At 71.4% G+C, this 25,605-nt stretch carries 26 protein-coding genes; 13 read left to right on the forward strand and 13 right to left on the reverse strand.

What is annotated here, in order from left to right; translation table 11 throughout:
• Nucleotides 1-9: 9 nt before the first annotated feature.
• A complete protein-coding gene (gene pip, locus BLU79_RS21295) occupies nucleotides 10-969 on the reverse strand; it encodes a prolyl aminopeptidase (RefSeq protein WP_093907436.1) in 960 nt (319 codons plus the stop codon).
• Nucleotides 970-1,014: 45 nt separating this feature from the next.
• On the opposite strand from pip, the gene BLU79_RS21300 reads away from it, so the two are divergent.
• On the forward strand, nucleotides 1,015-1,494 hold the full coding sequence (locus BLU79_RS21300; protein WP_093907437.1) for a MarR family winged helix-turn-helix transcriptional regulator: 480 nt from the start codon (nucleotides 1,015-1,017) through the stop codon (nucleotides 1,492-1,494).
• Nucleotides 1,495-1,629: 135 nt separating this feature from the next.
• Here BLU79_RS21300 and BLU79_RS21305 read toward each other — a convergent pair whose 3' ends face one another.
• Together BLU79_RS21305 and BLU79_RS21310 are read right to left on the reverse strand one after the other, a co-directional pair.
• Complete coding sequence (locus BLU79_RS21305; protein ID WP_256333409.1) at nucleotides 1,630-3,456, reverse strand: S8 family peptidase; 1,827 nt, start codon at nucleotides 3,454-3,456, stop codon at nucleotides 1,630-1,632.
• A gap of 320 nt (nucleotides 3,457-3,776) precedes the next feature.
• Nucleotides 3,777-6,617 carry an ATP-binding protein gene (locus BLU79_RS21310; protein WP_093907438.1) on the reverse strand — a complete coding sequence of 947 codons (2,841 nt, stop codon included), beginning with the start codon at nucleotides 6,615-6,617 and terminating at the stop codon, nucleotides 3,777-3,779.
• Nucleotides 6,618-6,970: 353 nt separating this feature from the next.
• On the opposite strand from BLU79_RS21310, the gene BLU79_RS21315 reads away from it, so the two are divergent.
• The 11 genes from BLU79_RS21315 (at nucleotide 6,971) to BLU79_RS21365 (ending at nucleotide 17,044) form a co-directional block, all read left to right on the forward strand.
• A complete protein-coding gene (locus BLU79_RS21315; RefSeq protein ID WP_177001118.1) occupies nucleotides 6,971-7,348 on the forward strand; it encodes an ATP-binding protein in 378 nt (125 codons plus the stop codon).
• The gene (locus tag BLU79_RS21320; protein WP_093907440.1) at nucleotides 7,345-9,024 is read left to right on the forward strand and encodes a hypothetical protein; all 1,680 of its coding nucleotides are present in this window, start codon (nucleotides 7,345-7,347) and stop codon (nucleotides 9,022-9,024) included. Before BLU79_RS21315 ends, BLU79_RS21320 begins: the two co-directional genes overlap by 4 nt.
• Nucleotides 9,025-9,107: 83 nt before the next feature.
• Nucleotides 9,108-10,091, forward strand: a complete 984-nt coding sequence (locus BLU79_RS21325) for an RNA polymerase sigma factor (RefSeq protein WP_143052515.1) — start codon at nucleotides 9,108-9,110, stop codon at nucleotides 10,089-10,091.
• 101 nt (nucleotides 10,092-10,192) lie between these two features.
• On the forward strand, nucleotides 10,193-10,708 hold the full coding sequence (locus BLU79_RS21330; protein WP_093907442.1) for a SigE family RNA polymerase sigma factor: 516 nt from the start codon (nucleotides 10,193-10,195) through the stop codon (nucleotides 10,706-10,708).
• Nucleotides 10,709-10,718: 10 nt separating this feature from the next.
• Complete coding sequence (locus BLU79_RS21335) at nucleotides 10,719-11,060, forward strand: hypothetical protein (RefSeq protein WP_093907443.1); 342 nt, start codon at nucleotides 10,719-10,721, stop codon at nucleotides 11,058-11,060.
• A 9-nt stretch (nucleotides 11,061-11,069) separates the two neighbouring features.
• Nucleotides 11,070-12,797: a dolichyl-phosphate-mannose--protein mannosyltransferase gene (locus tag BLU79_RS21340; RefSeq protein WP_093907444.1), complete on the forward strand. Its 1,728-nt coding sequence runs from the start codon at nucleotides 11,070-11,072 to the stop codon at nucleotides 12,795-12,797.
• 132 nt (nucleotides 12,798-12,929) lie between these two features.
• On the forward strand, nucleotides 12,930-13,433 hold the full coding sequence (locus BLU79_RS21345) for an RNA polymerase sigma factor (RefSeq protein WP_371131911.1): 504 nt from the start codon (nucleotides 12,930-12,932) through the stop codon (nucleotides 13,431-13,433).
• Nucleotides 13,430-14,251, forward strand: coding sequence for a hypothetical protein (locus BLU79_RS21350; protein ID WP_093907446.1), 822 nt, complete (start codon nucleotides 13,430-13,432; stop codon nucleotides 14,249-14,251). Before BLU79_RS21345 ends, BLU79_RS21350 begins: the two co-directional genes overlap by 4 nt.
• Before the next feature lie 29 nt (nucleotides 14,252-14,280).
• Nucleotides 14,281-15,090, forward strand: a complete 810-nt coding sequence (locus tag BLU79_RS21355; protein ID WP_256333410.1) for an ABC transporter ATP-binding protein — start codon at nucleotides 14,281-14,283, stop codon at nucleotides 15,088-15,090.
• Nucleotides 15,087-16,469 (forward strand): hypothetical protein, encoded by a 1,383-nt coding sequence (locus BLU79_RS21360; protein ID WP_093907448.1) that lies wholly within the window; start codon nucleotides 15,087-15,089, stop codon nucleotides 16,467-16,469. Before BLU79_RS21355 ends, BLU79_RS21360 begins: the two co-directional genes overlap by 4 nt.
• A complete protein-coding gene (locus BLU79_RS21365) occupies nucleotides 16,466-17,044 on the forward strand; it encodes a hypothetical protein (protein WP_093907449.1) in 579 nt (192 codons plus the stop codon). Before BLU79_RS21360 ends, BLU79_RS21365 begins: the two co-directional genes overlap by 4 nt.
• A 13-nt stretch (nucleotides 17,045-17,057) precedes the next feature.
• On the opposite strand, the gene BLU79_RS21370 is transcribed toward BLU79_RS21365, so the two are convergent.
• The 10 genes from BLU79_RS21370 to BLU79_RS21415 all read right to left on the reverse strand — a co-directional run bounded on the left by BLU79_RS21370 (nucleotide 17,058) and on the right by BLU79_RS21415 (nucleotide 24,893).
• Nucleotides 17,058-17,834 carry a class I SAM-dependent methyltransferase gene (locus BLU79_RS21370; RefSeq protein WP_093907450.1) on the reverse strand — a complete coding sequence of 259 codons (777 nt, stop codon included), beginning with the start codon at nucleotides 17,832-17,834 and terminating at the stop codon, nucleotides 17,058-17,060.
• Nucleotides 17,720-18,010, reverse strand: a complete 291-nt coding sequence (locus tag BLU79_RS50025) for an ATP-binding cassette domain-containing protein (protein ID WP_371131904.1) — start codon at nucleotides 18,008-18,010, stop codon at nucleotides 17,720-17,722. The genes BLU79_RS21370 and BLU79_RS50025 overlap by 115 nt, the downstream gene beginning before the upstream one ends.
• Nucleotides 18,007-18,450 (reverse strand): GntR family transcriptional regulator, encoded by a 444-nt coding sequence (locus tag BLU79_RS21380; protein WP_093907451.1) that lies wholly within the window; start codon nucleotides 18,448-18,450, stop codon nucleotides 18,007-18,009. Before BLU79_RS21380 ends, BLU79_RS50025 begins: the two co-directional genes overlap by 4 nt.
• Before the next feature lie 79 nt (nucleotides 18,451-18,529).
• A complete protein-coding gene (locus BLU79_RS21385) occupies nucleotides 18,530-19,645 on the reverse strand; it encodes a CU044_5270 family protein (RefSeq protein WP_093907452.1) in 1,116 nt (371 codons plus the stop codon).
• Entirely contained in the window at nucleotides 19,642-20,274 is a 633-nt protein-coding gene (locus tag BLU79_RS21390) for an RNA polymerase sigma factor (protein WP_093907453.1), read from the reverse strand. Before BLU79_RS21390 ends, BLU79_RS21385 begins: the two co-directional genes overlap by 4 nt.
• Nucleotides 20,275-20,353: 79 nt before the next feature.
• Nucleotides 20,354-20,716, reverse strand: coding sequence for a hypothetical protein (locus BLU79_RS21395; RefSeq protein WP_143052516.1), 363 nt, complete (start codon nucleotides 20,714-20,716; stop codon nucleotides 20,354-20,356).
• Nucleotides 20,713-22,056 (reverse strand): lysozyme family protein, encoded by a 1,344-nt coding sequence (locus tag BLU79_RS21400; protein ID WP_093907455.1) that lies wholly within the window; start codon nucleotides 22,054-22,056, stop codon nucleotides 20,713-20,715. Before BLU79_RS21400 ends, BLU79_RS21395 begins: the two co-directional genes overlap by 4 nt.
• A 5-nt stretch (nucleotides 22,057-22,061) precedes the next feature.
• Nucleotides 22,062-22,442 carry a hypothetical protein gene (locus BLU79_RS21405; protein WP_256333411.1) on the reverse strand — a complete coding sequence of 127 codons (381 nt, stop codon included), beginning with the start codon at nucleotides 22,440-22,442 and terminating at the stop codon, nucleotides 22,062-22,064.
• Nucleotides 22,443-22,495: 53 nt separating this feature from the next.
• Nucleotides 22,496-23,191 carry a DUF4232 domain-containing protein gene (locus BLU79_RS21410; protein ID WP_093907456.1) on the reverse strand — a complete coding sequence of 232 codons (696 nt, stop codon included), beginning with the start codon at nucleotides 23,189-23,191 and terminating at the stop codon, nucleotides 22,496-22,498.
• Between the two features lie 148 nt (nucleotides 23,192-23,339).
• Entirely contained in the window at nucleotides 23,340-24,893 is a 1,554-nt protein-coding gene (locus BLU79_RS21415; protein ID WP_093907457.1) for a helix-turn-helix domain-containing protein, read from the reverse strand.
• Between the two features lie 212 nt (nucleotides 24,894-25,105).
• Between BLU79_RS21415 and BLU79_RS21420 the strand changes: the two genes are divergently transcribed.
• Nucleotides 25,106-25,534 (forward strand): peptidase inhibitor family I36 protein, encoded by a 429-nt coding sequence (locus tag BLU79_RS21420; RefSeq protein ID WP_093907458.1) that lies wholly within the window; start codon nucleotides 25,106-25,108, stop codon nucleotides 25,532-25,534.
• Nucleotides 25,535-25,605: the final 71 nt, after the last annotated feature.

Consider the following 25,605-nt stretch of genomic DNA (forward strand, 5'->3'; position numbering starts at 1 on the left):
GAAGTCGGGCTAGGAAGGCCGGAACCCGTCCGTCGCCGCCAGCACCGCATCCGTCGTGGCGTCCCCGGACAGCCCGTGTCCCTCCTCGCCGATCAGCACGAGCTCCGCGTCCGGCCACACCTGGGCCAGCCGCCATGCGACGTCGGGGGGACCGCTGATGTCCATCCGTCCGTGGACCATCACGCCGGGGATGCCGGCCAGCTTCCCGGCGTCGCGGAGCAGCACCCCGTCCTCCAGGAACCCGGCGTGTCGCCAGTAGTGCGTGACGAGGCGGGCGAAGCGCAGCCTGAAGCGCGGGTCCTCGTAGCGCGCGTCGGGCTTGTGGCCCCGGTGGGTGGACACGTGCACGTCCTCCCATCGGCACCACTCCAGCGCCGCCCGCTCCCGTACGGCCGGGTCGGGGTCGGCGAGCATCCGGGCGTACGCCTCCACGAGGCTGCCGTCGCGTTCGCGCTCCGGTACGGCGTCACGGAAGCGGGCCCATTCCTCGGGAAAGATCCGCCCCATCTGTCGGGTGACCCATTCCACCTCGGGGCGCGTGGTGTTGGTGACGCTGAAGAGCACCAGCTCGGACACGCGAGCCGGGTACTGCTCGGCGTAGGCCAGCGCGAGGGTCACGCCCCAGGAACCGCCGATGACCAACCACTCCTCGATGCCGAGGCGCTGCCGGAGCAGTTCGATGTCGGCGATCAGATGGGCGGTGGTGTTGGCGGCGAGCGAGGTCTGCGGATCGGCGGCATCGGGGGTGCTCCGTCCGCACCCGCGCTGGTCGAAGAGCACGATGCGGTACGCCGAGGGATCGAACAGCCTGCGCCAGAACGGTCCCGCGCCGGATCCCGGTCCACCGTGCAGAACGAGGGCGGGCTTGCCCGCGGGGTTTCCGCAGGTCTCCCAGTACACGTGGTTGCCGTCGCCGACGTCGAGAGTGCCGTGCTCGTACGGCTCGATGAGGGGGTAGAGCTCGGCCATGCCGGGTGCACCTCCGTAATCCAACAGCGCTGTTAGATTATCAGGGTGAAGAACCTCCCGGACCCCGTCGCCGTCGGTACCCTGCTCCGCCACGTCCTTGACCTCCTCGACGGCGACGTGGCCAAGTTCTACGAAGAGCAGGGGCTCGCCGAGTACCGGCCTCGCTTCTCCCCGGCCGTACGGGCACTCCTGACAGATGGTCCGCTCTCCGTCCGCGACCTCGCCGCAGCGGTGGGCGTCACACACTCGGCCGCAAGCCAGACCGCTGCCCAGATGGCCCGCGCGGGACTGGTCACCCACTCCCCCGACCCTCAAGACGCACGCCGCCGGCTGATCGAGCTCACACCCAAGGCCCACTCCCTGCTCCCGGTGATCGAGGCCGAGTGGGATGCGACGGCGGCGGCGATGGCGGAGCTGGACGCGGAACTCTCGCTGCCGCTGGGGCCCTTGCTGGCGGAGGTGGTGGAAGCGGTGCGTCGACGTCCGTTCCGGGATCGGATCGTGGCGGCATCCCGGCGCCTGTGACCGTCCGGCGGCGCTGTCCAGGTCCTTGGCGGTGCTGTCCAGGTCCTTGCAGGACCCAGCTCGTTCAGGGGCGGATTTCCGTACGTCGACGTCACCGTGGTGTCTCCCCGCAACGAGCTGGGTCAACGAGCCGGATCAGGAAAGGCGGATGACCGCGCGGTCCCCGTCGGTGCTGATGAGGTCGACGACGAGGTCGTTGATGGTCGACCGGCCCGGGGCGGTCTGGCTGGCGGTGGACTGTTGGGTGCCGTTGTCGGAGGACCCGGTCATGGTCAGTGTGTTGTCGGCGACGCTGTCGATCTTGAGTTCGCCGACGCCTGCCGTACCGTCGAGCCGGATGGTGTCTCCGCCCGTCACCTCGACCTCGCAGGCGTTGTCGAGGCACGCGCCGAGGTCCGTGCCGTCCGTCGGCTGTCCGGTGCCGGGCGGTGTCGAGGGCGAGCCGGGTGCCGGGAGTGCCTCGCCCTTCGAGACGCCCTCGACGGTCTTGGCGGCATCGGCGAGCCCGGCGCCGCAACCGCCCGGGCAGGTGCCGGGCACAGGGCGCGCGTTGTCCTTGACGGCCTGCTCGATGTCCGCCGGTGTCAGCGCGGGATCGGCGGCGATCAACAGGGCGGAGAGGCCGGAGACATGCGCGGCGGCCTGGCTGGTGCCCAGTTCGAAGGCGAAGCTCTCGGAAGCGGGCGCGTCACCGCCGGAGTTGAACGTGGAGAGGATGCCGTCCGCGGGGTTGGTCCTCGTGTCACCGCCGGGGGCCGCGACGTCCACGCTGCCGAAGTTGGAGTACTCGGCCCTGTCGCCCTCGCGATCGGTGGCGGCCACGGTGATGACATTCCGGCAATTGCCCGGAGTGAACTCGGCGGCGTCCCGCGGCGCGGGCGCACCGCCCTTGTTGCCGGCGGAAACGACGACGGTGCTCCCGCGCTGAACGGCTCCGTCGATGGCGCTCTGCGTGGCCGGGTCGCAGGAGCCCGGGCCGCCCAGGCTCATGTTGATGACCTCGGCGGGGGTCTCGTTGTCGGCGACGCCGGGGACGTTTCCGCCGGAGGCCCAGGTGATCGCGTCGATGATGTCGGAGTTCGCCCCGCCGCACCGCCCCAGCACGCGTACCGACTGCACCTTCGCGCCGGGCGCGACACCCGCGATCCCCTGGCCGTTGTCGGACGCGGCGGCCGCGATGCCCGCCATGTGCGTGCCGTGCCAGCTGGAGCCGAGGTCCTGCTCCGGAACCGGCTTCCCCTCGGCGTCGGTGCCGCACTCACCCGCCTTGGTGGCGTTGCCCGGATCGGAGGGGTCGCTGTCGCGGCCGTCGCCGTCCTTCGCCGCGAAGTCGTCGGAGACGAAGTCGAACCCGGGGACGATGTTGGCAGCCAGGTCGGAGTGGTTTGCGATGCCGGTGTCCAGCACCGCGATCGTCACCCCTTGGCCGGTGGAGATCCCCCATGCGTCCGGCACATCGAAACCCACCCCGGCCTCGGACAGGTTCCACTGTTCGGGGATGCGCGGGTCGTTGGGCGAGGTGACGGACTGGGCCTGCATCCGGCGGTCCGGGACGACATAGGCGACGTCCGGATCGGCCCGGAACCGGTCCATGAGCTCGGCGACCCGCTCGGCGGGCCGTACTCCGCCCAGGTCCACCAGCGCCGCGCCATTGCCCAGACGGCGCTGGTACGACGGCTTCTCGCCCGTCCCCGCGCCCGCGGCCTCGATGCCCTCGCGTACCGATTCGGCCGAACGCGTCTCCTTCGCCTTCGACTTGTAGCCGACGATGAGACCGGACGTCCGCTCGGCCCGCAGTGCGGTCTGCGATCCGGACTTCGGCGAGGCGGGGGAGTTGGTAGCCGATGGCGCCGACGGGTCCTGCCCTGCCATGGCTACGGCGCTGACGCCGAGGAGCGTGGTGCCGAGTGCGGCGGCGACGAGTATGCGGCCGCGGCGGGATTTTCGATGCGTTTGCTGCACTGTGTGCCTTTCGCGTGTACCTGATTCGGGCATGCCGAAAGCCGGGGCGTGAAGAGCCGGGATGTGAAGGCGATGTCCGGCTAAGAGCCGACTGCCGGCCACCCGGCGCGGTCGGGCTTCCGCCGTTGCCGGCGGACAGGGGGGTGACCGTGACCGCACCGGGTGGGTGTGTCCCCCGCCCCGCGTCGCCGGGTGCGGTGAACAGTGACGAACTTAGGCTCGCTGAAAGGGAGTTACCTATCCGTGGCGGCGCATTACGGGTACGTACATAAACGCGCGGACCACGGATGGACCACGCGGATCAGGGGCGCCCGGCCCGCTCACCGCCCCGGCTTGCCGCCACGGTCCGGGACCGCCAGGTCGAGCCGGGACGTCGCACCCGACTTCTTGAGCGCACGGGCGACATGCTGTTCCACGGTGCGTGGGGACAGATGCAGGGTGGCCGCGATCTCGCGGTTGCTCAGCCCGGCGCCGGCCAGCTCGGCCACCTCCTGCTCGCGGGGCGAGAGCCGCTCACCGTATCGGGGGCGGCCCGGCGGGCGCCGCTCGGCGCCGGGATGGGCGCGCAGCTCCGCCCGTACCCGCGCCAGGTCCCAGGTCGCCCCGAGGTTCTCCAACTCATGGGCGGCTGCAGCCAGTTCGGCGATTCCCGTGGTTGTCGTCCCCGGACTCCCGGCCACGGCGCAGCGGCCGGCCGCCTCCGCGGCAAGGGCCGCCTCATAGGGCCGGGGCAGCTCCTGGTAGCGGGTCCGGGCGTGCCGGAAGCCGTCGGCCGCCTCCGGCAGCGCCCGGTCCGCCTCGGCCAGCAGCGCCCGGCACCAGGTGAGTGCCGCCGTGGCGGCGGGTGCCCGTCTGCTCTCGATGCCCGCGGCGAACTCGTCCACCATGTCCCGTGCGAGGTCCGACTCCCCGGCGCGGACGGTCGCTTCGACAGCCCACGGAGCCAGCTCGGCGGCCCATACCCACACCGCCTTGGCCCGGAGCCTGGCCCACGCGTCGGCCGCCTCCCGGGCCGCGCCCTCGGTGTCCTCGCGAGCGAGGGCCACCCTGATCCGGCAGCCCGCGGTGGCCGCGGCCACCGGTACGGGGCAGTCGTCCCCGGCCAGGAAGCCGGAGTGCCAGTCCCGCATCTGGCTCCAGTTGCCCTTCGCCACGGCGAGCCGGCCGAGCACGATCATGCCGTCGCAGGCGATGTACGGCATCTCGCCCGCCTCCGCGGCGAACGTGCGGGCCCGAGCGGCCAGCCCCGCCCAGTGGCCGGTCGCCAGGTCCAGAAGCAGCGCCGTGCCCTGTGTCCCCTGTTGCTGGTACACGTCCCCGTTTCGGGCAGCCAGATCGGAAGCCTCGGCCAGGAGCTCACGCACCCGCGTGTACTCGCCCAGCCAGACCGCCGAATCCGCGGCGTTGAACAGGCCGCGGGCCGTGTGATGGAGAATCCGCGGGTCGTCGCTCTCCCGGGGCAAGTCCTCCAGTTCCCGCCAGCCGTCCGGTTCACCCACACTGAGCAGCACGGTCACCCGGTTCGCGGCGACCGCCGCCCGGATCGCCGCGTCCCCGCTCTCGACCGACGTCGCCTCGGCCCGCGCCAGCCAGGCAAGATTCTCCGCGAGTGGGCCGGCCGGCCAGTAGGGCAGCGCCAGCGCCGACATCGCCCGCGCCGCCAGCGCTCGGTGTGCGCCCAACTCCCGTACGGCTCTGATGAGTTCGGTACGTCCCTCGCTGGGCCGCCCCACCTGGTTGCCGATGAGCAGCCCGAGGTCCAGCCGGATCTCACCGCGGACCGCGGCGGGGAGCTCGGGGTCGTCGACCAGCCGCCGCAGAACCCTCACGGTCTGGTCCGAGCGCAGCCCGCTGTAGGCGCTGCGGGCCAGCATCAACGTCAGCCGGACCCGATCGGCCTGCCGGACCTCGGGATGTGCCAGCACCTCTTCGAGCAGCGAGATCGCCGGCTGGTGGCGCCCGGACTCGACGGCCTCGGACGCGGCCTTCTCCATGCTCTCCAGCCACTGGGCGATCCGGCCGGACGCAAACTGGTGGCGGGCCAGCCGCGCCCACGGCACCGGGCGCCGGACCGCCGACACCTCGGCCGCGCGAGCGTGCAGTTCCCGCCGCACCGGGCCGGGCAGCAGCTGATACACGGCCGCGGCCTCCATGGGCATACGGAACCCGTACCGACCGAGCCCGAGTTCGTGCAGCACCGCCTCGGACAACGCGGCCGTCAGCGCCGCCCGCCCGCTCTCCGCCGACAAGGCGGCGACCGACGCCAACTCGTCCTCCGTCGCGGCCTCGTCGACCACGGCCGCCGCCCACACCAGACGCCGTGTCTCCACGTCCAGCGCCGCCATCCGGCCGACCACCAGCTCCGTGAGCCGGACGGGCACCGCGGCCTCGTCCACATGCCGGGCGGTGAGCCGGGCCGGGCCGGCCGCGTCGGGGCCGGCCGGGAGCGCGCCGGCCGCCTTCAGTTCGGTGACGAGATCGGCCACCGCCTGCGCTATGCCGCCCGAACGCTCGTACAGCCTGGTGACGAACTGGGCCGAACAGCGGTCCTCGCCCAAGGCCTCCACCGCCATCCGGTGGACCTCCGCCTCGTCGAGCGGCCCGAGCCGAAGCCGGACGAGGCTCATCTCGGCGGGGTAGCCCACGGGGGCGCCCAACACCAGTCCGGGACGGGCCAGTTCCTCGGGGCGATGGGTCAGTACGGCGCGTAACCCGGCCGGCGGGTGAGCGAGGAGGGTACGCAACGCGTGTGCGTCCGGCTCGTCCGCGCGGTGCACGTTCTCGGCCACGAGCAGCACCGGGCCGCCGGCTTCGAGCGGGGCCGCCAACTCTCCCAGGGAGGAGGCCGCGAGCGCGGCGGGCCCCGGCTGCGCCAGAGTGATGGGCCGGGCAACCGCGGGGCGGCGTACGGCCCCGGTCCTCGGCAGCTCGGATGCGGGCCCCTTGAGGGGGGCCTGCTGTTGGAGGACAACGTTGCCCGAGGCCGAGAACGTCACCTTCAGGCGTGGCATCGCGCCGAGTTCGGGCAGCGCGAGGAGCCACTTCACGAACCGGGTCTTGCCCGTCCCCGCCGCCCCGTCGACCAGCACCAGCACCGTCGCGTCCGGCGGCGTCGACGCCAGAGGCCCGCGTACGGCCGTCTCCCACTCCCGCTCACGCATCACGGGTCCCCCTGTGTTGATCGGCGCTTTGCAGGACGCTGTCCCGCCACGGCTGGTTCAACACCTTGGCCGATTCGCGGCGCCCCGGTCTCATCGAAGCAGAGACCGGGGTCACAGGGTGCGTACTCAGAGTTATTACGTATAGGTAAGGTCGGGTCCCCTGCTTGTCCCCGCGGTACGACGGCGGCCACGGTCGAAGCGATGCCTCGCACAGCACATCAGCGACCACTCCGGGAGAAACCGGTATGGCCCTCATCGACGGCCTTTTCCCCGCCACCACCGACCGCCCACGGCAGAGCCGGGCAACAAGACCTGGACCGACCCAGCTACGGGCCCAGTGCACCGCCAGGGCGGTGACCGAGAGCGTGCCGGAGTTACGTCGCTTCGCACGCGGTACCGCCCGGCAGTGGGCCGTTCCCGAGGAGGTGAGCCACACGCTGGCGCTCGTCGTCAGCGAACTGGTGACGAACTCCGTGCTCCACAGCGGCAGCACGGACATCACGACCCGCATCGTCTTCGACGGCGTCGCGCTGACCGTCGAGGTCACCGACTCCGGCCGCTGGCTGGGCCGGGACGCCGACCGCCGTATGGCGGAGGACGAGGACGCCGCCTTCGGACGAGGACTCGACCTGGTCAGGGCCTGCACCAGCTGGTGCACGATTCACCTCTCGCCAGCGGGTACCAGCGTGGTGGCCCGGCTCCCCGTCGTCGAGTCCGGAGCCGATCGGTGAGAGGCAGACCAACGGACCCGAGCACCGCCGGCCACCCCTCCGACGCCGAACTCGCCGACCTGGTGCGGAGTCCGGGATCCGACGCCCCGGTGGCGGAGTTGCACCGACGGCATCGTTCGGCGGTTCTCTCCTACGCCTACGCCTGCTGCCGCACTCCGCACAGCGCCGGGGAGCTGACCTCGCAGGTGTTCGCCCGAACCCTGATCGCCGTACGGTCCGGGAGCGGCCCCAGGGCTGCCTGGCGGCCGTATCTGCTCACCGCCGTCCGCCGTAGGGCCGCCGAGTGGGCGGACGCGGAAGGCCGCACCGGACTGTCGCCCGAATTCGAGCGCTGGCTCGCCGACCTGCCCGAAAGCCCGGAGTCCGACAGCGTTGAGGCGCGGATGCGCCGCATGGAGGACGGCAGCCTTGTCCTGCGGGCGTTCCGGTCGCTGACGGAACGGCGGCAGACCGTCCTGTGGCACACCGAGGTGGAGGGGGAACCGGCCCGGTTCGTCGGTCGCCTGCTCGGCCTGGACGAGAACGATGTCGCCCCGTTCGCCTCCCGCGCCCGGAGCGGCCTGCGGGAAGCCTGTCTGGCCGTGATCGCCAACCAGGCGGGTACGGATGAATGCCGCCGCTACGGCCCCATGCTCGGCGCGGTCGTACGCCGCACAGGGCGCCGCCGGACCGAGGACTTCGACCGGCATCTCTCCCGGTGCCCACGCTGCCGCACGGGCCTGGACGAACTCGACGCCCTCGACGAGGGGTTGGGCCCGGTGCTGTCCGCGGCGGTTCTGCCCTGGGGCAGCACGGCGTATGGGGCGGCCAGGATGACCGAAGCCGGTGCGGGGGCCGTCGGCGCGGCGTCCGACGCACCCGGCGATGGCGTCCCCACGGACGGAGATACGAGGTGGCGGTCCTGGACCACGGCCTCCCCGCTGCGCTCGGGCGCGGTGGCCGGCGGCATGGTCGCCGCCGTCGGGCTCGCCGTCCTGGTCCTGCCGATCCGGCCGGACGATCGGAGTGAGGAACCCTCGTCGGCGCAGCCCGTGGCCGTGCGGACCCGCACGGTGCAGACCGAACAGCCGCCCGTCACCGTCACCGTCACGGCCAGGCCCTCCGCGCCCCGTTCGCCGCACCCGACCGAGCCGCCCACAGCACGGACGTCGCACGCCCCGTCCGCCTCCCACCCCGCTCCCCTCGGCACCGTCACCTGGACGGGCACCCTCCGCAATGCGGGACTCGCCACCAAGTGCGTCGAGTCCCTCGGCACGACAGTCGTCCAGAACACCTGCGACGGCCGTCCGGGGCAGGTCTGGAAGTCCGTGGCGTTCGAGGGGAAGCCCGGCTACGGATGGCTGCGCAACGGCGCCACCGGCGAGTGCGTCGACTACCTCGACAGCCCTCAGCGGATGTACGGGAACTCCGCCAACGTGGCCGTGGTGATGGGGCCTTGCCGACGCTCGGGAGAAGGACAGCTGTTCCGCTTCGACCCGTTCACCGGCGGCGACCACAGCTTCCTCGTTCGCGCCGAACGCGCCCCCGGAAAGCCCTGGAACGAGATGCAACTCGGGATGCTGGACTGGTACGTGGAGGGCGGCCCGCCGCCCGAGACGAACGCCCCGGTCGCGCTGACGTTCAACTACTACAACAGCCCCCAGCTCCGGTACTTCGCCGCAGCCGTGACTCCCTGACACGTCACCGGAACATGTGACCGGAAGGCTCCTCGATGCACCTGCTCCTGGGCTTGCGTCCGCCCCAGCAGCCTCTTTCCGACATGGCCCTGATGCTCTCGGTACGCAAGGGGGAGGTCGACTCCTTTCGACAGCTCTACCGCCGCCATTACGCCGCCGTGCAGGCGTACGCCTTTCAGTGCATGGCGGGACCGCTGCACGCGCAGGACGTGACCGCGCGTGTCTTCGCCGGCCTGCTGCAACAGACGCTCGCCGGTGAGTCCCTCGTCGAGCGCCGTTATCCCGGCTGCCTGCGCCCCCACTTACTGGGCAACGTGCGTACGACCGCTGTCATGCGCTGGCACCGGGAACCGGAAGCCCTGTCAACGGAGTTCCGGGAATGGGTCGCGGCGGGATCCCGCTGGCCCTGGGGTGAGGACGGACAGCTGGCTCTCGCCTTCGAGCGTCTTCCGGCGAGCACCCAGCGTCTGCTGTGGCACTCGGTGGTGGAACGGGACGCCCCCGCACTGACCGCCCGCATCACAGGACTGGCCCCCCATGCGGTTCCGGCCGCGTGCGACGAGGCCAGAGGCGCGTTGCGGCAGGCCCGCATGGACCTGTATCTCGACCGGCTGGAGCGGCAGGACTGCAGGGATGCGATCAGGCGGCTGGCAGCACGGCCCGAGACTCCGCCGGACGCGGAACTCACGGACCATCTCGGCTTCTGTCCCTCCTGCTGGGGCGTCTACAAGGACCTGGCCCGTCTGGACAAACAGGTGGAGACGCAGTTGCCGGTGCGGATGCTGGGCTGGTGGACCGGCGAACCGTACCTGCGGGCGAAGGCCGCCATCCCCGTACCGATGGGCGAACCCCCGTTCCTGGCAAGGCTTCTGGAGCGGGTCCGCGCCGATGCCCCCGCTCGCTCGGACGGGCCTACGACCACGAAGGCCGCGCAGGCCACAGCACCGGGGCGGCATCGACGCAGGAGACGGGTGGTTGTTCCGCACCAAACCGGAGCCGCCGTCGCGGTCGCGGGCTTCCTGGCCGGCATCAGCGTGGGCATGCTCCTGCTGACCGCTCTGCGATGACCGGGGGCGTGAGGCAGCTCACACACAGGGGGTGCATAGCGGGGTGGGGGTCAGTGTCTTTGTGAGGGTGTAGGCGCATGTCGAGGTGAAGGACGACGTTGATGAGTCAGTCACGGGTCGAGGGCCGGGCGTCCTTCGACCGGTTCGTGACGGCTCGATGGTCGGCGTTGTTCCATCTGGCGCGTCTGCTCGTCGGCGGAGACCGGCACCGGGCCGAGGACCTGCTGCAGGAGGCTCTGGTCAAACTCTGGTTCGCCTGGCCGAAGGTGGCCGAGCAGGCACCGGAGGCGTATGTGCGCAAAGTACTGGCACGTTCGGCGGCCCGCTCGGCGCAGCGCCGCTGGTGGGGCGAACGCCCGGTGGACCGGCTGCCCGAGCTGCCCGAGGCGGGCGATGTCACGGCTGCCGTGGATGAACGGACCCGGCTGGAGGCCGCGTTGGCGCTCCTGCCGGCACGGCAACGGGCCGCCGTGGTGCTGCGCTACTACCAGGACCTGTCCGAGCGGCAGGTGGCCGGGGAACTGGGGTGCCCGGTGGGCACCGCGCGCTCCCTCGCGTCGCGGGGCGTGGCGCGACTGCGGCAGCTCCTGTCCGAGGCCGCCGAGCCGGTGAAGTGAAGGAGAGGCCATGGATCACTTCGAACGGGAACTCGCGCGGATGATGCGCGACACCGAGGAGGACACCCCCTTCGAGGACGGGGATCGGCGCCGGCTGCGGGCCGGTATCCGTGCGCGCCGGGAGGCTCGTACGGTCTGGATGGTCACCGGCTCCGCACTGACCGTTCTCGTATGCGGGGTCGGGCTGGTGTTCCTCCCGGGCGCCTTGGCACAGGACGGGCCCCCTGGCCGCGAGCACCGTCCCACCTCCGCCACGCCGGTGCCGGCGACGAGCATCGTGCCGGCTCCCTGGCGGCAGCCCACCCCGCCCGAGCCCGGTCCCCGAGTGACCAGTTCCTCGACCGCCGAGTAGACGAGCGGGATGACCCCCACGCCATGGATGCTTCGGCTGCGCCGCTTCGGCTACGCCGGGCAGCCGCGCACCGATACCCGCGACCGGCTGGTCCCGCCGTTCCCCGAACCGGGAGGTGACCGCCTCTGGCGCTGTCTCGGACTCAGCCCTGCTGCGGGGCAGTTGCTGGGCCGCTGGTCCGGCTGGGGCGGTCCGCTGCTGGTCGCGCTGTTCGCCGGGCTGATCCGCTTCCGGCACCTGGGCAGTCCGCGCGCGGTGGTGTTCGACGAGACGTACTACGCCAAGGACGCCTGGTCGCTCCTCAAGCTCGGCTACGAGGGCGTCTGGCCCCCGCCCGAGGTCGCCAATCCGCAGCTGCTCGCCCATCCGCAGGCCGTTCCGCTGTCGGAGAATCCCGCGTATGTGGTCCACCCGCCCCTGGGCAAGTGGGTCATCGGTCTCGGCGAGTGGGCCTTCGGCCTCGATCCGTTCGGCTGGCGGTTCATGGTCGCCCTGCTGGGCACCCTGTCGGTGCTGATGCTGTGCCGGATCGGCCGGCGGCTGTTCCGCTCCACCGCGCTCGGCTGCCTGGCCGGTGTCCTACTGGCCGTTGACGGTCTCCACTTCGTGATGAGCCGGACCGCGTTGCTCGACCTGGTCGTGAGCTTTTTCGTGGTGGCGGCGTTCGGCTGTCTGCTGCTGGACCGTGACCGGGCGCGAGCCCGGCTGGCCGCCGCGCTGCCGGTCGGCGGGGACGGGAAGGCGGTCCCCGACCGTGCGGCCGGCGACCGGACCGGAATGGGCCTTCGACCATGGCGGATCGCCGCCGGGGTGTGCCTGGGGCTGGCCTGCGCCACCAAGTGGAGCGGCGTGTACTTCCTGGCCGCGTTCGGGCTGATGTCGGTGCTGTGGGACATCGGCGCACGTCGGGTGGCCGGCGCCGAGCGCCCCTACTTGTCCACTCTGCGCAAGGACGCCGGCTTCGCGTTCCTCTCGCTGATACCCGTCGCGATCACGACGTATCTCCTGTCGTGGACCGGCTGGTTCGCGTCCCGCGACGGATACGGCCGCCAGTGGGCCGCCGATCGCCAGGGCCGCTCCCCCGACCATCTCGCGCTGCTCGGCCTGCGGTTCGACCTTCCGCAGTTCGACCTGACCTGGGTACCCGCCGCGCTGCGCAGCCTGTGGCACTACGAGTCTCAGGTCTACGCGTTCCACGTCAGCCTGACCAAACCGCACGGCTACCAGTCCAACCCCTGGAGCTGGCTGGTCCTCGGCCGCCCGGTCCTCTACCACCGCGAAACCCCCGAGTACGGCCAGGACGGCTGCACGGCGCCGGCCGGCTGCGTCCGCGAGGTGCTGGCCATCGGCACACCGCTGCTGTGGTGGGCGGCCTGTTTCGCGCTGTTGTATCTGCTCTACCGCTGGGGCCTGCGTCGCGACTGGCGCGCGGGCGCGGTCCTGTGCGCGGTCGCCGCCGGGTATCTGCCGTGGTTCCTGTACCAGGAGCGCACGATCTTCCTGTTCTACGCGGTCGCCTTCGTACCGTTCCTCTGCCTGGCGGTCGCGATGATGATCGGAGCGATCCTCGGCCCGCCGGGGTCGGACGGGCAACGGCGGATGCGGGGCGCGGTCGGCGCGGGCGTCCTGGTGCTGCTGATCGTCTGGAACTTCATCTACTTCTTCCCGCTGTACACGGCCGGCACGCTTCCCGTGGACGCCTGGCGAGCCCGGATGTGGCTCGACACCTGGGGCTAGCCCAGCCGCTCGCACGCTATGACGGGGATCACACCGAAGGGAAAACCTGCCGTCGGGGGCGGGCGTCTAGAGGGTGTGAGATCAGTCAGGAAGGCAGCGGGCGAGTTGGACGAGGAGCGTCTCGTCCGGCTCGTGGCAAGAGGCGACCGTGCCGCGTTCGAGGAGCTGTACCGGCGTACGTCGCCGTGGATGGCGGTGCGGCTGCGGCGGCGCTGCGCGGACGAGCAGATCGTCGCCGAGGTCATGCAGGAGACGTATCTCGCGGTGTGGCGCGCGGCGGGTGCGTTCGCGGGGGCCTCGGTGGGCGGGACGGCCGTCGGCTGGCTGTGGACGATCGCGGCGCGCCGCCTCGTCGACGCCTTCCGGCGCCGGGCCCACCATGCCGAGCCGCCCGCGGCGGCCGCTCTCCCCGACGCGGTGCCCGCCGCCGAGGACGAGGCGCTCGCGGCGACCGTCGGCGGTGACGTCGGTGACGCGCTGCGGCGCCTCGCGCCGGAGCTCCGGCAGGTACTGCAGGCCATGGTCCTCGACGGGTTGTCCGTCCGGGAGACCGCGGTCCTGCTCGGGTTGCCCGAGGGCACGGTCAAGACCCGGGCCCGGCGGGCCCGGCACGCGATGCGGAAGGCGCTGGCATGAGTGGGGAGCACGCGTCGATGCGGATCATCGACGGTTACGCACGCGGTGACGACACGGGCCTCGCCGCCGACGAAGTGTGGGCCCTGGAGGCCCACTTGGAGGCGTGCGGGATGTGCCGGGAGCGGCTGGCGGCCGTCGTCGCCGCCGAAGTGCCCGGCGTGGCGGCGCTGGTCGACACCGTGTGGTCGGACCTGGAGCCGCAGCTGGCCACGGCCGGTCCGGTGCCGGCCCGCCGACGCTGGTCGGCGCGGCTGTCGGTGTGGATGACGCCGGTGATGGTGCCGTGGCTGGCCATGGTCATGAGCGTGACGCTGCTCGCACTGCTGCTGGACGTGGTCGACAGCGGCACCGGCGAGGTGTCGCTGGTGCTGCTGCTCGCCCCGGTCCTGCCCGTGCTCGGTGTCGCGGCGTCGTGGTCGCGCGGTCTGGACCCGGCGTACGAACTGACGGCCTCCGTGCCCAGGGCCGGGCTCCACCTGGTGCTGCGGCGCACCGCCTCCGTGCTCGTCGTGGTCGTCCCCGCGCTGCTGGCGGGCGGCTGGGTGACGGGGGTGACGGCCGCGCAGTGGCTGCTGCCCTGTCTGGCCTTCACCTCGACGACCCTGGCGCTCGGCGGTGTCGTCGGCGTGACCCGCGCCGCCGTCGCGCTGGTGGCCGTATGGGCCGCGGTGATCGTGGCGCCGAGCCTGGCCGCCGGCCGTACCGCCTTCGCCCTGCAGACGGACGGGCTGCCCGTATGGGGGCTCATCCTCGCGCTCGGCATCGGTGTCGTGATCGTCCGCAGGGACGCGTACGCCGTGCTGGGAGCCCATCGATGACCATCCGAAAGGTCGGAAAGGACCACCACATGACGTCCGCCGTGAGCTCGGCCGACATCGCACCTACGCGGTACGCCTGGGAGATCCGGGCCACCGGGCTGAAGGTCAGGGTCGGAAGGAAACGGATGGCCGTGGACGGGCTCGACCTGTCGCTGGGCACCGGCGTACACGGTCTGCTCGGGCCCAACGGGGCGGGCAAGACCACCCTCATCCGGGCGCTGGCCACCGTGCTCCGTCCCACCGAGGGCACCCTGGAACTGCTCGGCGAGCCCGCGGGCGGCATGGGCGAGCACCGTGCGCTGCGCCGCCGGATCGGCTATCTGCCGCAGGAGTTCGGCTACTACAAGCGCTTCACGGTGCGCGAGTTCGTCGAGTACATGGCGTGGCTGAAGGAGGTGCCGAAGGCGGACATCCCCGCGGCCGTGCAGCGTGCCGTGGAGCGGGTGGGTCTCGCGGACCGGGCCGACGAGAGGATGAAAGCCCTGTCGGGCGGCATGGTGCGACGCGTCGGCATCGCCCAGGCCATCGTCAACGACCCGGCGATCCTGCTCCTCGACGAGCCGACGGTCGGCCTGGACCCGGCGCAGCGGCTCCGCTTCCGCGGACTGCTTCAGGAACTGGGCACGGACACCTGCGTGGTCGTCTCGACCCACCTGGTGGAGGACGTCGCCGCCGCCTGCACCGACGTGGTGCTCTTCGCCGAGGGCCGGCTGGTCTTCCAGGGCCCGCCGGACGAGCTGGCCTCGGTGGGCGGCCCGGAGCACGTGGGTGACAGCCCGCTGGAGCGCGGCTACTCGGCCATGCTTCTCAACCCGAAGCAGGGAAAGGGTACTTGGTGAACGTCCGCGTCCTGCGCATCGAACTGAGGCGCTCCGTCGCCCCGTGGGCCGGGGCGGTGGTCCTGACGACCGCACTGGCGTTCCTGTACCTGCTGAGCGGCCCGTGGTGGAAGGGCACCGCCCTGTGGACGGCCCAGTGGACGTCCATGGCCCTGTGGACGCGCCTCCTGCTGGTCTATCTGTGGCCGCTGGTCGTGGCGCTCGGGGCGCTCCAGGGGCTGCGCGACCACCGCTCGAAGATGTCCGAGCTGCTGACGAGCACGCCGCGGCCCGCCTGGCACCGCGCGGCCACACTGGCGGGCACCCTCGCCCTCACGCTTGCCTCGGCCTTCGCGCTCCTGGTCCTCCTGGGCGCGGCCCAGGTGATGCTCGGCGACACCGCGTACACGCACCTCGGATGGCTGCCGATCTCGCTGGTGGGGGCACTCGCCCTGGTCGCGGGGTCCGTGCTGGGCATGGGAATGGGGCGGATGCTGCCGTCCCCGCTGACCCCGCCCGCGCTGGCCGTGACGGCCTTCGTGTTCGTCAACCTGCTGCGGATGTCGTTGGAGTCGGGGACGCCCACGTCCATCGTGCCGAACCGGATCGCGCTGCTGTCACCGGCGGTGTCAGAGGTGCGCGACGTGTTCCTCACGCTCCCCGCCTCCGTGCACCTCGGGCAGACGCTCTGGCTGCTCGGCATGGCCGCGACGGGCTTCGCCCTGCTGGCCGTCGCGACCTGGCGCGCCCGGCTGCTCGCCCTGACGCCCGTCCTGGCAGGCGCGGCGCTCGCCCTGCTGGTCGTCCCCTCCGACCCACGCCGGACGTACGTCGTCGACGAGGCCGCCGCGGCGATGGTGTGCGACGGCCCGGTGTGCGTGACCAAGGCGCACCAGGCACAGCTCGACGACCTCGCGGGCCCTGGCCGGAAGGCGCTGGCCCTGCTGCACGACGCGCTGGGCGACCGGGCGCCGGACGCGATCCGTGAGAGCACCGCCGTACGGGGACTCGGCGATACGCCCCAACGGCCGCGCGACACCGTCCTCATCGACTTCGACGACCGGGTGATCGCCGGCGCCGAGGGCCAGGACCTGACCCGGGCCCTGCTCGCCCAGGGCATGGCCCCGGTCTGCTTCGCCCGCAGCGCCAACGAGAGCGGCACGCTCGGCGAGATCGCCGGGCAGAGCGTCGCGGCGGGCTGGGTCCTCGGGGACCTCGAACCGCTCGACGGCAGTGTCCACTCCGCGCGCGACCAGCTCGACGTGGCCCGCCCGGTGTGGAAGGAACTCAAGGCGCTGCCGCGTTCCGAGCAGCGCGCTCGGATCAACGCGATGCACACGGCCGCGCTCTCCTGCCAGGGCGACCCCCTCGACATCCTGGACGGCGGTGCGTCCCGGTGAGATGGCTGACGCTGTACGCGCGTTCGCGGCAGGTGCCCGCCGCGTTCGCCGTGGTCGTGACCAGCGCCGTGGCGGTCTGGGCACTCGCCCGGGGCAACGGCGCGGGGCCCGCCGATCCGCGGCTGCCCACGCTCGTCCTCGCCGCCGGGGCGATGGCGGCCTCGATCGGGCTCGGCGGTCAGGACCTCGCGCTGGACCGCACGGCCGCGATCCGCTGGATGCCCCGCAGGGCGGTCCACGTGCTGCTCATCGGCACGGTCGTCGGCGCCGTACTGCTGGCGGTGCAGACGCTGGGCGAGGACCTGGCCACCACCGCGTTCGTCGTGCGCAACTGCGCGGGCCTGACGGGCCTTTGCGCCATCGGGGCGACGATCTGCGGGGCACAGCACGCGTGGACGCTGCCGGTCGGCTGGCTGGCGCTGCCCCTCTTCGCCCCGTCCCCCACGGATGTGCCGACGCAGGTGATGACCTGGATGATGCTGCCGCCCGGCACGGCCGCGGGCACCTGGACGGCCCTGGTCCTCGCGATCGCCGGCACCGCGGCCTACGCGGTCGCGGGGCCGAGACGGCCGTAGGACCGTGACCGGCCTACACGACGGCCATGAGTGAGCGGCTGACGCGTATCTTCGACTGGCCGTGCGGGCGCTCCTCCCAGTCCTCCATGAAGCGCGCGTGCAGGCCGTGCTTCTCGGCCAGGGCCAGGAGGGTCTCGGTGCGGTAGTAGAAGTCCTCGCGCAGCACCTGGTGTTCGGTGCCCTCGGTCCGGTCGAAGGTGAAGTCGAAGTACCCGGTGTCGGACAGCACCCGGCCGACGTGGGCGAAGCACTCCTCGATGACGTCCAGCGGCGAGTGGGAGAAGACGCTGTGCGCGTGGATGACGTCGAAGTGGTCGCTGGGCAGGAAGTCCAGGGTGAGGTCGTTCGTGATGGTCAGGTGCGGCAGCTTGGCCTGGAGGCCGCGCTCGGCGAGGGTCTTCTTGGCGGCCATCAGGATGTCGGGCGAGATGTCGATGCCGTAGTAGTCGCCGGTGTCGAGGTGGTTGATGAACCGCCAGCCGCCGCGCAGGTTGCCGCAGCCGATGTCGAGCATGCGGTGTTCGGGGCGCAGCCCGTGCTCGACGAGGTAGTCGAACTGCGTCTGCCCGAGCGCCAGCCAGCGTTCGTGGGTCTGGCTGCCGACGGCGGCCTCCGGGTTGCGGCGGGTGTCCGAGGCCATCACGGCGCGGTAGGAGCCGACGTGGTCGGCGTGCTTCAGGCGTAGCCAGGCGTCCCGGCCGGCCCGGCGGATGTACGGGGTGACCCGGCCGGGGTGCCGTAGGGCGTCGGCGTCCAGTACGCGCAGCTCCCCGGCACCGGCGTGCAGCAGGCCACGGCCAGCTGCAGCAGGGTGCTCTTGCCGGCGCCGTTGCGCCCGACGAGAGCGGTGATCCGGCCGCCGGGCACGGTGAACCCGCAGTCCCGCAGGGTCCAGGCGCCCCGCGCCCGGTACCGGAATCCGAGTCCCGTGGCGCGCAGCGCGGCCGGCGCGTCAGGCCCGGTCATCGCGTCCTCCTCTTTCCGTCCCCGCTGTCCTGCTCGCTGTCGGTGGCGTCCAAAGCGGCTGTGACCAGGGCCAGGATGTCGGCCCGCTCCAGACCCACCGCCCTTGCGCGTGCTGTCCAGTCGCCGAGTTCCGCACGCAGGGGCGAGTCGTCCTCCGCTTCGGGCCGCGCCAGCGACCGCGTCACGAAAGTTCCCAGCCCGCGGCGCAGTTCGACCAGTCCGGCCTGCTCCCTGTCGCGGTAGGCCCGCAGCACGGTGTGGGGGTTGATGGCGGTCGCGGCCACCACCTCCTTGGCCGTGGGCAACTTGTCCCCGACCTTCAACGTGCCCATCCGGAGCGCCCGTTCGGTCTGCTCGACGATCTGCACGTAGGCCGGTACGCCGCTGCCACGGTCGATGCCAATGAGGAAGGGGATGCCAATGAAGAGGGGGATGTCCATGAGGAGCGCGGGCTCCCCGGTACCCCCGGTGATGTCACCGGGGGTACCGAGCGCCTCCCCATGCCTGCCTCTGGATACGTCAGCCGGCCTGTGACGGGGTCTGCTTGATGCCGTCGACGATGGCGCGGTTCATGATGGCGCTGGTGAAGACGACCGTGCCGGGCTTGATCAAGCCGCCCTCCCCGCCGACGGTGTTCACCTGGACCGTGCGCTCCCCCAGGAAGACATGGGTCTTCCTGTCGAAGATCCACTCCTCACGCTGACCGCTGGTCTCGTCCAGCCGGGCCACCGCCACACCGTGCCGCCCCGCCGCGTCCACCGCGTCGTCGACCACGACGACACCCGGAATCTTCGCGGCGGCCTTGAACAGGGCCGAGTACAGCTCCGCCGGGGGGTAGCTCTCGCCGAGCAGATCGCCGATCGTGGTGAACGCCTCCTGGTCGGGGGTGTTTCCGTGCCCCTCGGTCTCCTTGTAGATCTTGGCAAGGAGGGCGTCGGGGTCCGTGGTCAGCTTGGCCAGGTAGTCGTACGACGGACTGTTCAGGTACGCCTCGGGAGTGTTGCCCTGCTCGTCGGGGAGGCTCAGGGTCTCGCCCTCCGGACTGTCGTTGACCGCGGGGTCGATCAGCCAGCCCTTGGTGCCGTCCGGGGACTCCCAGACCTGGCGGGTGTGCAGCGCGTGGCTGGCCAGCGTGGTCTTGTCGTCGACGGTCTTCAGGAAGGTGTCGGCCGTCTTGGACTCGACGTAGATGTACTGGCCGGGCTCGACGGTCGGATGGCCGTCCTCGGCCGCCGCGAGCGCGATCCGGTCGAGCAGCTGCGGTACACCCTTGGTCGACGCGACACCGACGGTCGTGGTCAGGGCCGGTCCGGTGGCGAGCCCTCCGTCCTCGATCCCGGTGCCGCCACCGGATGCGGCCACCCCTGCGACGACCACCCCGGCGAGGACGGCGGCCAGGGCGGGCAGGGCGATCGCGGGGCGCGGCAGCCGGAAGCGCCGGGTCTTCGCCGGGGCCATCGGGTGGGTCGACGTCGCCGCCCCGCGCTCTTCCGTCTGCGTCTCGTGAATCTGGGCCATCATGCGCTCCTTGTGGAACTGGTGACGGCCCGGCGGCAGGTCGCGCGTCGTCCGGTCGAAGAGCTGTGCGCCCTCTGCCCTCTCGTCGGCGTTCTGCCGGGACGTGTTCGCGTTCATCGGTTTCCTTCCTGTGCGGGCCGGATCGCGTGTGCGTGATCGCCTCTTGTCTGTCGGCGAGGGCTGCCGAATTCCCTTTTCCCGAGACTTTCTTCGAGCAGTTCGGCCTCGGCCGTCTTGCGGAGTTTCTTGCGGGCGCGGGAGAGCCGGGAGGCGACCGTGCCGACCGGGATGCCGAGCGCCTCGGCCGCGGCCTCGTAGTCCAGGCCCTCCCCCAGGCAGAGCACGATGACCTCGCGCTCCGGACGGCGCAGTGACGCCAGGGCGGTGAGCGCCGTCGCGAGGCGTCGCCGGCCGTCGAGCCGGTCCGCCACTTCCTCGGCGTGGTCGGGTACCGACAGCTCGGCCGCCGCGGCCGCCTGCGCGGCCGCCCGGTACCGCCGGTTGCTCCGGTACTGGTTGCGCGCGGTGTTGGTGGCGATGCCCAGCAGCCACGGCCGTAGGGAGCCGCCTTCCGGGTCGACCCTGTCGCGCAGGCGCCACGCCTCCATGAAGGTCGCGGCCATCACGTCCTCGGCCGTCGACCAGTCGGCGGTCAGCCGGAAGGCATGGTTGTAGACCGCGCGGGCGTAGTCGTCGAAGAGCTCGGCGAACGCGCTCGAATCCCCGGCCCGTACCCGGGTTCGCATAGGAGTGCTCACCTCAATGAGCTGTCCGGCACCCCGCACCGACTTCCCGTGACTTGCGCCACACTCGACCTTCGCAACGTCAGGGCGCCGGAAGGAACACCGTCAGGCGTCCCCAGGCAGCCAGCGCGATCACCACGCACGGCACCAGCCACCACAGCCGCAGCCAGCGGCGTACGACAGCCAGAACGGCGACGGGTGCGGTGAGCAAGGCGAGGGCGAGGCCCAGCTTCCCGAACAGTCGAATGTGGTCGAAGGCCTGGTGGTCCCAGGGGCCGAGCGGATTCGACAGATAGGCGATGGCAGTCGCGGCTCCCGCCACGAGGCAGCCGATGACCAGCAGGACCGCGCACGCGACGCCCTTGGCCCGCGACGCCCGCGACACCTGTGCCGCGCCCGCAGCCTCTGACCCCCCTGACGCCTCCGATGCCGGTGACGCGGTCATGATTCGAGTGCCCGCTTCGCCTCGTCGACGTGGCTGTCGAATCCGCGGCCGTATATCTGAGCGTCCTCGCTCCGGAAGTAGGGGCCACCGTTGTAGCGGGCCGCGAGCTCCCGCATCTGCTCCCTGGTCATCTGTTCCGGCGGCACGTCGGCGAACTCGCTCTCCGCCTTGAGCTGGGCGAGATACTCCGAGGCGATGTAGATGTTCTGCCCCGGGTCCTTGCTCGCGTTGACCACCTCTTCGCGCTGTGCGTCGGTGAGGTTCTGCGGGTCGTAGCCGAGCACTTCGGCGGACCGGCGCACCTGGATGGCGATCGGCCCCATGGAGGTCTGGTCCGCCTCTCCCATGCCGGGAAGGTGACGGCGGACGCCATAGGCGGCGGCGTCGATCCAGGAAGGATCGCCTTCGACCTCCTGCCAGGCGATGCCCGCCAACATCTCGGGCGGCAGCCCGGAGTTGCGCGCCGCGTCGTTGATCAGTGCCTTGTTCCCCGAGATGTACGTGCGGCGTCCTGCGTCGTCGTTGGACGGCAGATACAGATAGTGGTCCTGCGCGCCCGGCAATCGCGCCAGCCGCTCCCGTATGCGCCGCAGCGACGGCGAGACCGCGGTGTCGCCGGACACCCCGGAGATCGAGTCGACCTTCATGCCGGTGCCGGCGAGCTGGGTGTTCGGGTTGCGGCCGGCCTGGCTCGCTTCACGGCGCAGCGCGTCCACGGCGCTGATCAGCAGGGCGGGGTAGTCGCCGTCCCCACCGCGGAAGTCCGGCAGGGACCGCAGGGCTGCCCGTATCTCGTGCAGGCAGTCCTCCCGGGCCGCGGACTCCACGCGCTCGGCGTCGCCGTAGTGGCTCCTGGTGGCGTCGTAGTAGTGCTCGGCCTCATCGCGGATCGCGTCCACGTCGGCGGTGAGTTCTGCCACCCAGTCGAGGAAACCGGTCGTGCCTCGCAGGTCCTCCCACTGGTGCAGGGGCTCGGCGGCACGCGCTGTGGGAGTGATCGCGTGAGCCTCCCGCGACATCACCTCCACCAGACGTTCTTCCGTGGTCTGCCCGCTCTTGAAGTGCCCCTTGGCCCGCTCGACAGCCGTCGCATAGCCGTCCAGCGCCTTGCTGACGCGCCTGAAGGCCGCGGAAAGGTACTCCGCGAGTTCGAGTGCCTCCTTCAGCCGCTTGGTGTACCGCTCCCTCTGTTCGCTCTCCCACTCCACCTTTCCGGCCTTGCGGAAGTCGTCGTCACACGAAGCCAGAAGGGTGTGCAGGCGGCCGTATTCGGCTGCGGTCCGTTCGATCAGCTGTGGGTTCGAGTCGCCCAGGAACTCCACGTCCGCACGGTAGGCCATGGCGCTCACCGGTCCTCGGGCGCGACGTAACGCCCGTTGTCGAGGAGGTCGTCCATCGCACGCCGCGCGTCGCCGTCGGCCTGCACATAGGCGTGCCCCGTCGACTGCAGCTTCGTCGACAGGGCCGACAGCAGCGTCACCAGGTCCCCGTACTGATCCTGCGCGAACCGCGCGAAGTCCTCAACGGCTTCGGCCACTTGGGGATGGGCGCGCGGCACACGGCATTGCGTGGCGTTCTCCCCGTCCATGCGCCCGGCGTACAGCAGTCCGGCCAGCTCGTTCAAGAGATGCGAACTGCTGTCGATGGACTCGGGCCGCGCCGAGAACCCTCCCGGTCCTGTGCTCATCGTTCCCCCGATGTCGATGGTGATCGCGGCCGTGAGCATGCCAGTTGCGGATGCAATCTGTCACGTCACGTTCGGGGGTGTTCCGGGCCGCCTCAGCCGGAGAAGGGAACGGCGTCGGCGGCGGAGGTGTGCCAGTTGGTGACGATCGGCTTGTCGACGACGAAGGAGCCGACCTTCAGGGACACCGGGTTCGGGTCGTCGTCGGAGACGGAGACGATGAGGCTGTCCAACTCCTTGCCGCCGTCCTCGTTGACGGTCTTCGGGTTCACACCGGCGTAGGCGACGACCCCCTCGCGCAGCGTGATCTCCTGACCCACGGACTGCTCCGCGGGCCCGGCCTCCGTTCCGTCCGACCCGAAAGCCACGACCGGCAGCGCGGCGGGCAGGACGCAGGTGATACCGGGGTTGGCCTTGGCCTTGATCAGGTAGTAGCCGCCCGCCTGACTCTCGGAACTCACGCTCCAGGAGATGTCGTTGGTGCCGCAGCTCTGCCCGTAGCCGGTCTTGTCCCCGGACGTGTCGTTGCCGTCCGTACCGGACTTCTCCGACGAGTTGCTCCCGGCGGACCCGCCACCGGAGGACTTCGAAGCGCTGGAGCCACCAGAACCTGTGCTTCCAGCGTCCTTGTCCCCACCCGCGCCGCCGCCGGCCGCCGTCGCGCTCGCCTTGCCCGATGCCGCCGAGGAGTCCGACGCCGACGACTTGTCACCGCCCCCACACGCTGTCATCAGCAGACCCGCGCCGATCACGGCGGTGACGGCAACGGCGGTGCGCAGACGACGGTTCATTAGGGATGTCCCTTCCAGGGCGGCAGTTGCGGTGCACCAGGTGATCGGTACCGCGCGTTGACGATCACCAAGACGACCACTTCTGACCACCGGTTCGTGCCGTCTCACGCCCAGGACGGTGCCGTCACGCGGCTGTGACAGACCTGGCTCACCGCCAGCCGGCGTCCCCACTGACGGGAGACAGGGAGGGTCGGGTCTGGACCTTCGCCGGTGAGAAGCCGTACTTGTCGAAGGCGGTCCGGCTCGGGATCCAGCGGTAGCCGTACCACGCGTCCCAGATGTAGGTCCGCGAGCTGCCGCTCGGCTTGGCCAGGAACGCCCTGGCCAGCTCGCGCGCTTCGTCCCAGGCGCAGTCCGCGAAGACGCTGCCGTTGACGATGGCGACGCCGTTCCAGTCGTCCCAAAGGCTGAAGTAGACGGTCCAGTCGGGGATGTAGTATAGACGGCTGCCGGGGCCGACCAGGTACACCCGGTCGTTGCTGGGTGTCTTGAACCGCTGTCCCGGCGTCGGGCAGGCGGTGGTGGTCGCGGGCGACGGAGACCAGGAGTCGTCCTCCTCCGGTGCCGGCGGCCGGTCGCCGACCGCCTGAACCAGGGCTGGTCCGACGGCTTCGCGCGACGCCGCTCGCTCGCAGTGCGCCCAGTCGCCGAAGCCCTGCGCCTGGCTCCACAGGCGGTGGGCGGCCTGGATGTTCCACTCCGGGTCCAGTGCGTCGCGGGGTGTGCCGCCGAGCTTCCGTAGCCCGGCATCGGAGAGCTGGAAGACACCCCAGTTCCGAGTGCCGTCGGTGTTCGGCACGATGTGCAGCGGATCGAGGGACGACTGGCAGTCGGCGAGGGCGCTCGCACGGCTGGGCGTTGCGCGGAAGACCTCGCGGACCCGCTGCCGGACCTTGTCGGGCGGCCACGTGTCCATCTGGATCGCCTTCGGAGCGTAGAGCGCCTCCTTCGTCTGCTCGCCGACCACCCCGTTGGCGTTGACGCGCGACAGCACCTGGAAGGCGGTCACCCGACTCAGGGTCTGCGGGCCGAAATCTCCGTCGACGTCCAACTCGGCCCCGGCTCGGGCCAGAAGCCGCTGCACCTCCCGTACGCAGGCCCCACGCTGCCCCAGACGCACCGGATCGGCGCACGCCGGCGAGAACAGCGGGCGGTCCTCGTCGCCGTCGGCGGATCCGTTTCCGGACACGGCCGCGATCCCCCATGCCGTGGCCCCCAACGCGAGGACGAGCGCGATCACGACGAGCGCGGGCGGTTTTCTGCGGTGCCATGGCGTGGGGCGTATGTCCGGGGCGGGGGCAGGAGCGGGGGCGACCGGATCTGGCGCGGGGTCGGCGGCCGGATCCGGGGCGGCGACGGTGACGTCGACGGCCGGATCCCCGTCCACCTCCGTGCCCGTGCCCGCCTCCACGCCCACGCCCGCGTCCGCGTCCGCGCCACGATCAGGCTCCCGCGCCGCGTCCGCCAAGGCCCAGAGCCGGTGTAATCGGCGCAGTTCCTCCGGTGACGCCCCGCATGCCACCGCGAACCGGTGTGCCGACCCGTAGTCCTGGGGGACGTACGAACCGGAGCAGTACCGGTGCAGGCTGGAGCTGCTGATTCGGGTCCTGCGGGCCAGCGCTCCGTAGCTGAGGCCCGCCCGTTCCTTGAGCGCCCGCAGACAGGCCGCGAACGCCTCGAACTCCTCGGGCTGCGATCCCATTGCTCTTCCCCCTCGGCACCCACCGCCGTGCCGCGCCATCGCTCTGTCCCAGCGGTGTCCCAGCAGGTCGTCGAAGCACTGGGTCACCACCCGTTTCGGCGTCCCAGCATCCCACCGGGCGGCGATTCGTTGCCAGGCGTCGACGGGTCTTGCCAGCGTCGGCGGGGCTCGGGCAGAGGCCCCGGGCTCCACAACTCGACCGAGGAGTACCCGTGTTGAAGACCAGGATCGCCACCGCGCTGGCGGCCGTGGGCGTCACCGCCCTCAGCCTGACCGTCCTGCCCGGCGCCGCGCAGGCGTCCGAATCGACCTCGTCGTCCACGCGGGCCGTGGCGGCGGCGGACGGCTACCTCCATGTGTGGGAGCACCAGAAGAGGGGCGGCCGACACTGCCAGTGGTCCGGCAACGCCAACTGGGCCAGTTGCAACATGCGCAACCAGGGGAGCTCCGTCGAGAACGGCGGCTTCACCCATGACGTCTGGCTCTACTACGGCCCCGATCAGACCGGCGCCCACTTCTGCCTCAACAGGGGCGTGTACCTGGAGAACATCGTCCACCACTACTTCCCGCACAACGGAGCTGGGGGCGGCCAGTCCCTGAACGACAACATCGCCTCCCACAAGTGGGTCGCCGACTGCTGAGCCACGACCCCTGATCGCCGTGACCGCCGCTTCCCGCGAAGCGGCGGTCACGTACGCAACAACTGACACCT

The organism is Streptomyces sp. cf386 (assembly GCF_900103585.1).
Taxonomy (GTDB): Bacteria; Actinomycetota; Actinomycetes; order Streptomycetales; family Streptomycetaceae; genus Streptomyces.